Origin of the sequence: Clostridioides sp. ES-W-0018-02 (genome assembly GCF_020658175.1) — a bacterium.
Classification (GTDB): domain Bacteria; phylum Bacillota; class Clostridia; order Peptostreptococcales; family Peptostreptococcaceae; genus Clostridioides.
Window position 1 is genome coordinate 103170 of the sequence record NZ_JACVVY010000003.1, and the last position, 13247, is coordinate 116416.

The 13247-nt window shown below is 30.3% G+C and carries 11 protein-coding genes; 10 read left to right on the forward strand and 1 reads right to left on the reverse strand.

Features of this window, described 5'->3' with window-relative positions; all coding sequences use genetic code 11:
* Positions 1-174: 174 nt before the first annotated feature.
* Entirely contained in the window at positions 175-930 is a 756-nt protein-coding gene (locus IC219_RS09310) for a class I SAM-dependent methyltransferase (protein ID WP_227481958.1), read from the reverse strand.
* A gap of 179 nt (positions 931-1109) precedes the next feature.
* Here IC219_RS09310 and IC219_RS09315 point away from each other — a divergent pair, with 179 nt between their 5' ends.
* The 10 genes from IC219_RS09315 to IC219_RS09360 all read left to right on the forward strand — a co-directional run bounded on the left by IC219_RS09315 (position 1110) and on the right by IC219_RS09360 (position 12830).
* Positions 1110-2258 carry a glycerate kinase gene (locus IC219_RS09315; protein WP_227481959.1) on the forward strand — a complete coding sequence of 383 codons (1149 nt, stop codon included), beginning with the start codon at positions 1110-1112 and terminating at the stop codon, positions 2256-2258.
* Positions 2259-2595: 337 nt separating this feature from the next.
* The gene (locus tag IC219_RS09320) at positions 2596-3348 is read left to right on the forward strand and encodes a MurR/RpiR family transcriptional regulator (RefSeq protein ID WP_227433867.1); all 753 of its coding nucleotides are present in this window, start codon (positions 2596-2598) and stop codon (positions 3346-3348) included.
* Positions 3349-3450: 102 nt separating this feature from the next.
* Positions 3451-4371, forward strand: a complete 921-nt coding sequence (locus IC219_RS09325) for a 1-phosphofructokinase (protein WP_227481960.1) — start codon at positions 3451-3453, stop codon at positions 4369-4371.
* Positions 4372-4373: 2 nt separating this feature from the next.
* Positions 4374-6290 carry a PTS fructose transporter subunit IIABC gene (locus IC219_RS09330; protein ID WP_227853325.1) on the forward strand — a complete coding sequence of 639 codons (1917 nt, stop codon included), beginning with the start codon at positions 4374-4376 and terminating at the stop codon, positions 6288-6290.
* A 19-nt stretch (positions 6291-6309) separates the two neighbouring features.
* A complete protein-coding gene (gene gatY, locus IC219_RS09335) occupies positions 6310-7182 on the forward strand; it encodes a tagatose-bisphosphate aldolase subunit GatY (protein WP_227830947.1) in 873 nt (290 codons plus the stop codon).
* 1054 nt (positions 7183-8236) lie between these two features.
* The gene (locus IC219_RS09340; protein ID WP_255612968.1) at positions 8237-10321 is read left to right on the forward strand and encodes a TIM-barrel domain-containing protein; all 2085 of its coding nucleotides are present in this window, start codon (positions 8237-8239) and stop codon (positions 10319-10321) included.
* On the forward strand, positions 10321-11100 hold the full coding sequence (locus tag IC219_RS09345) for a PTS mannose/fructose/sorbose/N-acetylgalactosamine transporter subunit IIC (protein ID WP_227481965.1): 780 nt from the start codon (positions 10321-10323) through the stop codon (positions 11098-11100). The genes IC219_RS09340 and IC219_RS09345 overlap by 1 nt, the downstream gene beginning before the upstream one ends.
* Positions 11087-11902, forward strand: a complete 816-nt coding sequence (locus IC219_RS09350; RefSeq protein ID WP_227830946.1) for a PTS system mannose/fructose/sorbose family transporter subunit IID — start codon at positions 11087-11089, stop codon at positions 11900-11902. Before IC219_RS09345 ends, IC219_RS09350 begins: the two co-directional genes overlap by 14 nt.
* 20 nt (positions 11903-11922) lie before the next feature.
* Positions 11923-12405: a PTS sugar transporter subunit IIB gene (locus tag IC219_RS09355; protein WP_227481967.1), complete on the forward strand. Its 483-nt coding sequence runs from the start codon at positions 11923-11925 to the stop codon at positions 12403-12405.
* 20 nt (positions 12406-12425) lie between these two features.
* Positions 12426-12830 carry a PTS sugar transporter subunit IIA gene (locus tag IC219_RS09360; protein WP_227830945.1) on the forward strand — a complete coding sequence of 135 codons (405 nt, stop codon included), beginning with the start codon at positions 12426-12428 and terminating at the stop codon, positions 12828-12830.
* Positions 12831-13247: the final 417 nt, after the last annotated feature.

Genomic DNA, 13247 nt, shown 5'->3' on the forward strand with positions numbered 1-13247 from the left:
TTTTCTATCTATAAATTGGATGTATAAATATAATCGTGTGTAGTTTTTGGAATTTTATCTCTAGTATTGAAATTCACAAAGGGCTATATTTATAGATATTTTATAAGGATTCTTTTAAATTTATGATAAGCGGTATAGCATTTTGGTGTTATACCGCTTTTTGTATAAATAGTTTTATTTTTTTACTGCTCTAGTTGCGTAAAATGATGGAATATTAAATTCATGAAGATTACCAGAACCATTTGTATCTTGATAAATATCTGTTAAAATAAATTCTGCTTGTAGTTGTCCACCTATTTGTTCTTCAATTGTATGAGAAAATTGAATTCCCCAATCATTTTGGATTGATTCATCATATATATTTTTATTTTTTAAAGGATTAAATGGAAGCCTATATTGGAATTCTGTTCCTTCTTCATTAAATACAAAATTGATGCCATTATCAAGTCCAGATAAAAGTATACCACCTTTTTTTAGTATACGATAACACTCTTTCCAAATTGGTAATACATCTTCTACATAACAATTAGAAACTGGATGAAATATTAAGTCAAAACTTTCATCTTTAAAAGGTAGTGGCTTTGCCATGTCAGCTTGTACAAGTTCAATAGAATACTTTTCCCTTTCTGCAACCTTTTTTTCACTTAATAATTGTGAAGTTGAATAATCTAAAACTGTACATTGAGCTCCCAATGCAGTGAAAATTGGCATTTGTTGTCCGCCTCCAGACGCTAATCCTAGTATTTTTGTATTTTTCATATCACAGAACCAATTTTTCGGAACGGGTTTAGTGGGTGTCAGTACAACGGACCAATCTCCAGCTTTGGCTCGTTCAAAAACTTCATGACTGATAGGTTGTCCCCATTCCCAGCCTTCTTTATTCCATTTATCAAAGGTCTTTGAGTTTATTTCTGTATATTTAGATTCCATAGTTTTATCCTCCTAAATTACGATTTGACAACTTGCTAATTATGATAAAGTATAGCATATTTCTAGTAAGAGCTGGATGTAAACAAGAAACTGTATGTACAAAGAAAGGAGTAGAGTATAAAATAGAATGTAAATTAAAACTTATAAATTTTTATTTTTAAAATAAGGAGTAGATAAATATGAAAATATTAATTTCTATAGATTCTTTGAAAGGCAGTTTATCTTCAATTGAGGCAGCAAATGCAATAAAAAAGGGGATATTAAAAGTTGAAAAAGATGCAAAAGTAAAGATATTGCCACTTGCAGATGGTGGGGAAGGAACAGTAGACGCTTTAGTACAAGGTATGAATGGTGAAAAAGAAACTATAGAAGTCACTGGACCAATAATTACGAAAGTAAATGCGACATATGGATTATTAAAAAGTACAAATACAGCAATAATAGAAATGGCTCAAGCATCAGGATTAACATTAGTTCCAACTGAACTTAGAAATCCTTTAAGCACCACAACTTACGGTGTTGGAGAAATAATAAAAGAAGCAATAAATAAAGGCTATAGAAACTTTATAGTTGGAATAGGTGGAAGTGCTACTAATGATGCTGGGGTAGGTATGCTTCAAGCTTTAGGATTTGAGTTTTATGATGAAAACAACAACTTAGTAGGGTTAGGTGGAAAAGTTTTAAATGAAATAAGACATATAAAAATAGATAATAGGTTAAAAGAATTAGATAAATGTAGCTTTAAAATAGCTTGTGATGTGAATAATCCACTGTTTGGTAAAAATGGAGCAGCGTACATATATGGACCTCAAAAAGGTGCAACACCAAAAATAATTGAAGAGTTAGATAATGGCCTTAGAAATTTTGCTAAGATAGTTAAAAGTGATTTAGATAAAGACATAGCCAATATAGAAGGTACTGGAGCAGCAGGTGGATTAGGTTTTGCATTTTTAGCGTTTTTAAATTCAAAATTAGAATCTGGAGTAAAAATAATATTAGAAGAAATTAAAATAGAGAACGAGTTAAAATGTGCAGACTTTGTAATAACTGGAGAAGGTAAATTGGATAATCAAACAGCTATGGGCAAAGCACCAATAGGAGTTGCAAAGATGGCTAAAAAATATGGGGCAAAAGTAATAGGTTTGGCTGGAGCAACGACAGAAGATGCAGTTAAGTGTAATGAAGAAGGGATAGATGCTTATTTTTCTATAGTAAATAGGGCTATGACCATAGAAGAAGCAATGGATAAGGAAACGGCAAGTAATAATATGACTGTCACAACAGTACAAATATTTAATCTTATAAAGGTATTAAAAAGTACTAAATAAAAAGACTGACATAGCTAGCGTTTGATATTGAAATAAGTCCTTTAGAGGATATATTAATCCATATTGAAAATAATTTTAACTATTCATAATAAGCTACTTGCAGGCTAAAAAATTTGTAATTACTCAATCTTAGTGATTAAGTAATTACTTTTTTATTGCAAAATAACATAGTAATTACAGAATAAATTAAAGTACAAAATTATAATATTATAAATTTATACTTATAGACATTGACTAAATCATGATTGTGTATAAAAATAAGTAGTTAAGAGGAAATATATTATTATATTACTTGATAAATTTAGACAAAAAACTTATATACAAGGAGAGAAAAAATATGATAATTGAGCTAAACAAAAGTAATTCTGAAAATCTAACGAAAACGGAACTTGAAATAATTAAATTTATAAATCAAAATGAGTCAATATTATCAGAATTGTCCATAGTAGAGATTGCTCATGAAACATATTCGTCTCCAGCAACTGTTTCAAGAGCAATTAGAAAATGTGGCCTAAATGGATTTAATGAACTTAGATACAGGTTGACAGTAAAAGATGAAAATAATGATATACACAATATGGGGGATATAATAAACAAGTCTTTTATAGAAGCGCAGAGAGTTATAGAACAAATATCCTTAACTACACTAATTAATATAATAAAAACTATAAATGAATCTAGTAAGATATACGTCTTAGCAAGAGGTCTTACTGAATATGTAGCAAAAGAGTTTAGCCTTAAGTTACAATTACTTGATTTTAATGTGTTTTTTATAAATGACCCTAATATAATGAAAATAAAATCTAAATCAATGAAAGAAGATGAACTTATAATCATATTTTCGTTGAATGGAAACACTAAAGAACTTGTAGAATCAGCACAAAATGCCAATTTAAGTGGAGCCAAAGTTATAACATGTTGTTGTAGTGAAAATGCAAAACTTATAAACTATTCTGATTTATATATTGTAGGATATAAACATTATCATATCTCAATCTCTGAGTATGAAGTGTCATCTAGGTTACCATTGTACATTATATCTAGGATAATTATAGATTATATGGTCAAATATAATAATTCTGAAAATTAAATTGAAAAAGTCTATGAAAATCTATTTTCTTTTTATGAAAAGATTTTCATAGACTTTTTTATTATAATGAAAACATACACAGCAGAAGCAAGGGGGAAGACAATGATATATACATTAACCACGAATCCAGCAATAGATATGAACATATCTACTAACGGTATAAAAAGTAAATTAGTAAATCGTACATCAAATGCTACATATTCTCCTAATGGAAAAGGTTTAAATGTGACATTTGTACTAGGTCATTATGGTGTAGAGTCCAAGATATTAGGTTTTTTTGGAGGATTCTCAGGAAAATATATAGTTGAAGAAAGTGAAAAGAAAGGGTTTGATGTACTACCTACCTGGGTAGAAGATACAACTCGTATAAATATATTTTTAAATGATGGAAATGATGAGTTTAAATTTGTAAACTCTGGGTCATATGTAAATGCAAAGCAAAAGTTAGAAATGATAGGGAAGATAGAGTCATTAGAAGATATAAATTACTTGTCAATAAGTGGAAGTTTACCACCTGGTATTGATGATAATTACTATGAAGATATATTTGAGATTTGTAAAAATAAAAATATAAAAACAATACTTGATATAAGTTCACCGAAGTTAAAGGAGTTATTAGAATATAATCCATACTTGATAAAACCAAATGATGAAGAAATCAAAGATATATTTGGAATTATTGTAAGAGATGAAGAGGACATTAAGGATGTGCTTAAGTTACTACATTTGAAAGGAGCTCAAAATATATTACTAACTTTAGGAGAAAAAGGTTCTTATTTTTACAATGGAGAAGCAATTTATTATGCTAGTGCTCAACCAGTTACAGTTGTTAGCTCTGCATGTGCTGGTGATTCTGCATTAGCTGCTTTTTTAAGTATATGGTTGGAAAATCCAGAAGATATTGAAGAAGCATTGAAAAGGTCTGCTGCAACGGGTGCAAGTGTGGCTGAAAGTAATGGTATCGGTAGTTTGGCGAATGTAGAAGAGTACATAAAAAATATAAAAGTCAGAAAGGTGGTATAAAAATGGGGAGAAAGATAATCCTTGGGGTAACAGGTTGTCCAACTGGAATTGCACATACATTTATGGCAGAAGAAGCATTAAAAAAATCAGCTAAAGAATTAGGATGTGATATAAAAGTTGAAACAAATGGAGCCATAGGAGTAGAGAATAAATTAACAGCAAAAGATATCGAAATGGCAGATGCAATAATAGTTGCTTGTGATAAAAACGTTGATATTGATAGATTTAATGGAAAACCAGTAATAGAGGTACCTGTAAAAGAAGGTATACACAAAGCTAGTGAGCTTATACAAAAGTGTATTGATGGTAAAGTAGCAGTTAGAAAGGGAAATACATCAAGTAGCAAATTTACAGAAGAAGGGAATTTGTCGTTTGGTCAAAAACTATATAAAGACTTAATGAATGGAGTATCTCATATGCTACCTTTAGTAGTAGCAGGCGGAGTGCTAACTGCTATATCATTTTTGTGGGGGATTTACTCATTTGACCCAAATTCAGAACAGTATAATCAGATAGCAGCTACATTAAAATCTGTTGGTGGATATTCTATGAATTTGATGGTTCCTGTATTAGCGGCGTTTATAGCTCAATCTGTATCAGGTAGACCTGGTATGTTGGCAGGGCTTGTTGGAGGAATGATATCGTTTGACACAGGTTCAGGGTTCTTAGGTGGAATTATATCGGGATTTTTGGCAGGTTATGCAGTTAAATTATTTGTGTACTTATTGAGAAAATTACCAAGACAGTTAGAAGGACTTAAATCTATTTTTATAATTCCTATAGTCAGTGTGGGTGTTGTTGGTATATCTATGTTGTTACTTGGGGGACCATGTTCAGCTCTTAACAATGCTATGATGAATTTCCTTTCAGGGTTACAGAACTCAAGTCCTATAATCCTAGGATTAGTAATAGGATGTATGTCAGCATTTGATATGGGAGGTCCAGTAAATAAAGCAGCATATGTGACTGGAACTATGCTTCTAGGTCAAGGAAACTACTTATTTATGGCAGGTGTATCTGCAGCTTGTATAACACCACCATTAGTAATAGCTATAGCATCTACTTTATTTAAAAATAGATTTACAGAAGAAGACAGAGCGGCAGGATTAATTAATTATATACTAGGTAGTACTCATATAACAGAAGGAGCGATACCTTTTGCGGCAAAGAATCCACTGAAAGTGTTGCCAGTACTTATGATTGGGTCATCAATATCAGCGATTTTAACTTACATAATGAAAATAGAAGTACCAGCTCCACATGGAGGATTTTTAGTCTTAGGACTAGTAAATAAGCCACTTTTATGGGTAGGATGTATACTTGCAGGTTCATTAGTAGGCGCAATACTTTATATGATAGTTACACCTAAGGTAGTAAATAACAATAATACTACAGAAAATACAGATGAAATTAAAAATGAATATAAAAAGGAAATTACAAAATCGGAAAACGTATCTAATAAAGTCTCTTTGTATAACGAAGAAACAGTAGTTTTAGATGTTAAAGGAAAAAGTAAAACAGATGTAATTGATGAAATGGTTGAAATACTTGATAAATCAGGTGTTCTTTTAGATAAAAATAAATTTAAAGAAGAAATTCATAAGAGAGAAGAAATATCATCTACAGGTTTTGGTATGGGCATAGCGATACCACACGCAAAAACAGATGCAGTAAAAGTACCACGAGTAGCAGTTGGTGTATCAAAAGAAGGGTTTGATTTTGAATCAGAGGATGGAAGCCCAGTACATCTTATATTTATGATAGCAGCTACAGACAATGGTGATAATTTACATTTAAAGACATTGTCTCAACTATCTGCAAAACTAATGGACGAAGAATTTTTAAATGAGTTAATAAATAGTAAGACAAGCATAGAAATAGTATCAAAATTAAATAATGAAGAAATTAAATCATTATAAATATATAGGAGGATGAATTATGGCATTAGTGACAACTAAACAAATATTATTAGATGCACAAGAAGGGCATTATGCAGTAGGAGCATTTAATGTTGAAAATATGGAGATGGTTATGGCAGTAATAGAAGCTGCTGAAGAACTTAAATCACCTGTAATACTACAGACAACACCTTCAACAATAAAGTATGCAGGATTGGATTATTATTTAGCAAATGTAAAGGTTGCATCAGAAAAGGCAAGTATTCCTGTTGCTATGCACTTAGACCATGGTTCAAGTTTTGGGCTAGCAATGCAGGCACTTAGAGTTGGATATACTTCTATTATGATTGATGGTTCTCATGAAAGTTACGAAGATAATATATCAGTATCTAAAGCTGTTGTAGATGCATGTACACCTTCAGATATACCTGTTGAAGCTGAATTAGGTAAAGTTGGAGGTAAGGAAGACGATTTGGATGGTGGTGATGGTGGAGCATATACAGACCCACTACAAGCAAAAGAATTTGTAGAAAGAACAGGGGTATCATCTTTAGCAGTAGCAATAGGCACAGCACATGGGTTATATAAAGGAGAGCCAAAGCTTGATTTGGATAGATTATCTGAAATTAGAGAGGTTGTATCAGTTCCATTAGTGTTACATGGTGGGTCTGGAATACCAGATGAGATTATTAAAGAATCTATAAAAAGAGGAATTTGTAAGGTTAATTATGCAACAGAGTTAAGGATTGCTTATAGTAATGGGGTTAAGGATGTGCTTAATTCTGACCCTGAGGTAATTGACCCTAAGAAATATGGTAAAAAAGGTTTAGATTCGGTTAAAGAATTTGTTAAGAGTAGAATGGAAGTTTGTGGATGTGTAGGAAAAGTAGTAGGGGCAGTGGAGTACTGTTAATAAAATCTAATTATAAATAAAAATAAAGTAAGAGGTTTATAATAAACCTCTTACTTTATTTTATATATTTAAGAGAATAAATGAGCAGTTTGGAGGGATATGTATGGTAATTAGAAATAAATAAAAATACAACCACTTAATACAGATTTAGAATCTAAATTTATATTAAGAGATTGTATTTAATTAAATTAATACAAATATTGCATAATTGAATCATTAATATTAAAATTAATGAAAAATGAAGTAGAAAATATTGTTATACAAATATATGTATATAAATTTATCATAATATTTAATAAATTAGATATGATATACAACTTATTAAGAAGAACTAGATGTACTTCTATTATATGGAGATATAAAACCTTTAGGCATTTTACTTATAAAATACACAACCATAATACAAGCAAGATAAAGGCTTGTCTACTATATTGCTAAGGATTCTTGGAAAGAATGCAGCAGTAAATATCTTCTGACCAGACTGAACTAAAAAACCGACCAATAAATCAGCACCACTTCCACTTAAACCACCAAACAATAAAAAATAAAAGTTAATGAAAATAAATTTATAATAATAATAGATATTCCATTATCAAGATTTTAAATACTATAAATAATATGAAGTCTCTAAAATAAACTTTAAGTATATAGGAAGTATTTATTATTTGTATGGTTTTTAATTTATTAGAATTATAGGGAAGACATATATTATAAATTTGAATATTAAGATTTTTTTGAGGGATAGTAGACAAACTATTCCTTATTTTTATAACTAAGAATAAGTGTTATATATGACAGCGAGGATAACAATGGATTTGTTTATTTGTGAGTATTAGGTTATACAAAAGCTGTTATCTATAACTAAATTGGAAAATTCTATCAAATTTTGGAAAACGATTGACAAAGAGAACTAAATAAAGTATATTATTAGTAAGTTAGTTTAATGTACAAATAAATTGTATGCAATGTTTAATATATAAAATTAAGATATTAGACTGAGTTATTTAATTTTAAAGTACATCAAAATGGAAGATTAAATTATCGATTTAGGAGGATGGCTGTGGTAAGAATATTTGAAGATTATATTGAAAAAAGATTTGACAATGAACTACTGCGAATAGAAGCATGGGGAAAAAATTCTTTACGTATTAGGTCATTTGTCGACCAAAATTTTATTGATGAAAATTATGCTCTTAATGAAAAACCTAAGTTGAATAAAGAAGATATTAAAATCGATAAGAGTGAAGATGGTAGTGTAAGTATTAAAAATGGAAAAGTAAAGGCTATCTTAGACCATAGAGATAGAATTACATTTTATAACGATAAAAATGAAATATTGTTAAAGGAATTTATTAGATTAAGAGCTGTAAAACACGATGATGGTGGAGAAGACGTAGGAACCATTGAAATTACCAAAGACTTTAACTCCACACTTAAATTGAAATCAAGAGAATATAGACCAAGTTGTAATGGAGAATTTGAAGTAACTACTAGATTTGAGTCTAAACCTTGTGAAAAGGTTTTTGGGATGGGACAATACCAACATGAATTTCTAGATTTAAAGAATACCATTTTGGAGTTAGCCCAAAGAAATTCTCAAATATCAGTTCCTTATTATATTTCTAGTTTAGGTTATGGATTTTTATGGAATAATCCAGGAATTGGAAGAGTATCTTTTGCCAAGAACATAACAGAGTGGAAGATGTTTTCTACAAACTTTATAGATTATTGGATTACTTGTGGAGAAAGCCCAAAAGAGTTAAGTAAAAATTACTCTCAAGTTACAGGAACTGTACCTATGATGCCTGAAAATCTATTAGGGCTATGGCAAAGTAAATTAAGATATAGAACTTCAGAGGAAGTTTTGGATGTTGTGAAAGAATACTCAAAAAGAGGCATTAAACTTTCGTCAATTGCAATCGACTATTTTCATTGGCCTAAGCAAGGTGAATATAAATTTGACTTAGATTATTGGAAGAATCCTAAGGAGTTAGTTGAAAAACTGAAAGAAGAGTATTCAGTAGAACCAATAGTATCTGTATGGCCTACAGTTCAAAGTGATGCAGAAAACTACAATGATTATTTAGAAAATGGATATTTAGTCAATGTTAATCGTGGTGTCAGAATGACAATGCAAATTCAAGGAAATACAGTATTTGTAGACATGACAAATAGAGATGCAAGGGACTATGTTTGGGATAGAATAGATAAAAATTATAAGCAACTGGGAATTGATTATTATTGGTTAGATGTAGCTGAACCTGGATATTCTGTTTATGATTTTGATAATTATAGATATAAAAAAGGAAATGTTTTAAGCTGTGGTAACATTTATCCTATTGATTATTTAAAAATGATTTATCATGGTTTACATGATGATACAGAGTCAGTTGTAACTCTTGTAAGAGGAGCTTGGGCAGGAGCTCAAAAGTATGGAGCTTTAGTATGGTCTGGTGATATTGATTCTAGTTTTGAGGCTTTTAATAATCAAGTAAATACAGGGTTAAATATGGGACTAGCAGGTATACCATGGTGGACGACAGATATTGGAGGTTTCCATGGAGGAAATCCTAACGACCCAGAATTTAGAGAACTTATGGTGAGATGGTTCCAATATGCTACTTTTTCACCAATTTTGAGAATGCATGGAGATAGGCTACCTCACAGTAAGCCATTATCAAATAAAGGTGGAGGTTCAATGGTTACTGGAGCTCCTAATGAGATATGGTCTTATGGTGAAGAGGTTGAAAGAATTCTTACAAGGTTTATAAAAATTAGAGAAAGTTTAAAAAGTTATTTAAAAAAATTAATGAAAGAAGCTCATGAAGAGGGAACACCAGTTATGAGAACTCTATTTTATGAATTTCCTGAAGATGATAAAACTTGGGAGATTGATAATACATATATGTTTGGAGATGAAATTTTGGTTGCTCCAATAATGAATTATAAAGATAGAAGTAGAAAAGTATATTTGCCAAAAGGATATACATGGGAGAATATCTTTAGTGGGGTTAGTTATGAAGGTGGAAAAACTTATGAAATTGAATGCCCACTTGAAGAAATTCCTATTTTCTTAAAGCAAAATTCTAAGCATAATTTTGAAGAACTAAAAAATATTTTGAGAGAGGTGAAATCATAATGGAGCCACAATTATGGCAATTATTATTAATCGTACTGTATGGATTTTTTATAAACTATGAAAAAAATTCAACAATGTTTGGTACATATCAACCAGTAACAGCAGGTTTTATTACTGGTCTTATCCTAGGTGATATAAACACAGGTTTATATATTGGAGGTACACTACAACTATTATCATTAGGTATTAGTAACTTTGGTGGAGCATCAATACCTGATTATCAAACAGCAAGTATAGTAGCTACATTTATAACTATTACAACTAAGCAAGAAGCATCTGTAGGAATTTCTATAGGTATCCCAGTTGCTTTATTGATGGTACAGTTAGATGTTCTTAGAAATACTATTGGTATATGGCTAGTTCATAAAGCAGAAGATGGAGCTAGAAAAGGAAATTATAAAAATATAACATATATGCAAATGTTAGGAGTATTATTAACAGCAGCTACAACAGGTATTCCAGTAGCTCTATCTGTAATATTTGGACCTTCTTTAATTAACACAATTTTAAAATATACACCTGAATGGTTAACAGGTGGTTTAACAGTAGCTGGAGGATTACTTCCAGCGGTAGGAATAGGATTATTACTTAGATACCTTCCTGCTAAGGAGTATTTTAGTTATTTAGTAATTGGTTTTGTTTTAGCAGTATATATGAAAGTACCATTGTTAGGTGTAGCTTTAATTGGAGGAGCGATTGCACTTATAATTTACAAAAAGAATGTAGAAAATCAAGCACAACATTATACTGTGGCAGGAGGTATGGATGAAGATGAGTGATAATGTATCAGTAAATAAATCAAATGAAAAAGTTAAAAAAAGTGTTCTATGGCGTTGGTTTTTCACTAGTTCTGTCTCTTCAAATTATGAGAAGATGCAAGCTTTAGCATATTGTTATGCAGTACTACCATTTCTAAAAGTAGTATACAAAGATAATCCAGAAAAACTTAAAAATGCTGTATTAAATCATTTACAATTTTTTAATACTAACCCATGGGTTGCACCTTATATTTTGGGTATTAATGTAGCTATGGAGGAATTATCAAGTGAAGACACTGAAGAGGCTGTTACCTCAATTAAAACAGGATTGATGGGGCCAGTAGCAGGTTTAGGAGATAGTTTATTTGTTGTTATTCCATGGACAATTTTTGGAGCAATAGCAGCTAATATGGCGATAGATGGAAGTCCATTTGGAATCCTGCTATGGATTGCAGTGAGTGTAGCGTTAAAATTATTAAGTATACCACTATTTAATGCTGGGTATACATCAGGTACTAAGCTAATATCTTCAATTGAAAAAAGTTTAAAAATCTTAACTGAGAGTACATCTATTTTAGGTTTAATGGTGGTAGGTGCATTGATACCATCTGTAGTAAAAGCTAATGTTGCTTTGAACTTTCAACAAGGCGACTTTACAATGAAAGGTCAAGAAATATTAGACCAAATTATGCCTGGATTAGTTCCTGCAATTTTAGTTTTAGTTGTGTATTGTGCTCTTAAAAAGAACATAAAGCCTATATACTTAATTTTAGGTGTAATGGTTGTTTCAATAATTTTATATGCATTAGGTATTTTAAAATAAGGAAAGGGTGATATTTAGATATGGAAATGAAAGGCATTAAAAATATTCGTATAGATGACCGTTTAATCCATGGTCAAGTTGCAACTATGTGGAGTAATAAATTAGGTGTTACAAGATTAATGGTAGTAAATGATGCAGTAGCTAATAATTCTGTGCAAAAACAAGTCTTAAGAATGGCTACACCTGCAGGAATAGCATCGTCTATAATTACAGAAGAAACTGCTATAAAAAATATTACTGCTGGGAAGTATGAAGGACAAAATGTATTATTAATTGTCAAGTCTCCTGTTGACCTTATTCCATTTGTGGAGGCAGGATTAAAAATACATAATATAAATGTAGGAAATATGTCAAGTAGAAAAGATACAACAGTATTAAAACCTAATATCAGTGTTACAGAAGAAGAGAAGGAAGCATTTAGAAAACTCCTAGATGAAGGAATTGAAATTACAACTATAATGACACCTGATGACAAAAAAACTTATCTTGTAGATATTTTATAAAATTAGAGAGGTGTATTAAAGTGAATAGTATTATTTTGATGAGTCATGGAAATATGGCTGAAGAAGTTTTGAATTCTGCAAAAATGATAATAGGGGATACTATAGATTATCCTACTGTAAATATGAAACAGGATGATGGAATTGAAGGAACAATAAAAAAACTAAAAAAAGCTTTAGAAGTATATAAAGAAAGTTCAGAAATAACTATAATGGTGGATTTAATTGGTGGAACGCCATGTAATGCTGCTTTATTAGAGGCCAGTATTGATAGTAGAATTAAAATCATTTCAGGGTTAAATTTAGGTATGGTTATTGAATCAGCTTTTTCAGATGCAAAAGAATTAGCAGTAAAGTTAGAGAAGATAGGTAAAGACAATATTTCTATAGTTGAACCTATAATGAGTTTATTATCTGATGATGAATAGAAACTTTATATTAATATCTAATTAATGTACAACTTCTGAGAAAGAGAATATAAATAATCTTGTGTAAACTCCAGGATAAATTTAATTTTAGAATTTATACTTTAAAGGGGTTATGGCTGTGTAGTCATAACCCTTATTTAAGATTATTACCATCTTTATAAAAATAGCATCTATATAAAGCTATTCTTAATTTTTTTGACTTTAATAATGATTGTAACTAATATTTCATTAAGATGAATATTTAATCGATTTAATACTTTAGGTCAGGTTCTAAAACTTTGAATTCACTTATATATAATACTGGAAGTTATTAAATAAAGTGATTTATGAAGTGATTCATCTGTTGTAAATGTCGATTTAGATGTAGTTACCTTTTTCAGTGTTCCATTACAATTATAGTATAAGTAATGGGCTTGA

Bases quoted from the DNA above. Each gene is read 5' to 3' on its own strand.
- IC219_RS09310 (WP_227481958.1), bottom strand. From the start codon at position 930: ATGGAATCTAAATATACAGAAATAAACTCAAAGACCTTTGATAAATGG.
- IC219_RS09315 (WP_227481959.1), top strand. From the start codon at position 1,110: ATGAAAATATTAATTTCTATAGATTCTTTGAAAGGCAGTTTATCTTCA.
- IC219_RS09320 (WP_227433867.1), top strand. From the start codon at position 2,596: ATGATAATTGAGCTAAACAAAAGTAATTCTGAAAATCTAACGAAAACG.
- IC219_RS09325 (WP_227481960.1), top strand. From the start codon at position 3,451: ATGATATATACATTAACCACGAATCCAGCAATAGATATGAACATATCT.
- IC219_RS09330 (WP_227853325.1), top strand. From the start codon at position 4,374: ATGGGGAGAAAGATAATCCTTGGGGTAACAGGTTGTCCAACTGGAATT.
- gatY (WP_227830947.1), top strand. From the start codon at position 6,310: ATGGCATTAGTGACAACTAAACAAATATTATTAGATGCACAAGAAGGG.
- IC219_RS09340 (WP_255612968.1), top strand. From the start codon at position 8,237: ATGGCTGTGGTAAGAATATTTGAAGATTATATTGAAAAAAGATTTGAC.
- IC219_RS09345 (WP_227481965.1), top strand. From the start codon at position 10,321: ATGGAGCCACAATTATGGCAATTATTATTAATCGTACTGTATGGATTT.
- IC219_RS09350 (WP_227830946.1), top strand. From the start codon at position 11,087: ATGAAGATGAGTGATAATGTATCAGTAAATAAATCAAATGAAAAAGTT.
- IC219_RS09355 (WP_227481967.1), top strand. From the start codon at position 11,923: ATGGAAATGAAAGGCATTAAAAATATTCGTATAGATGACCGTTTAATC.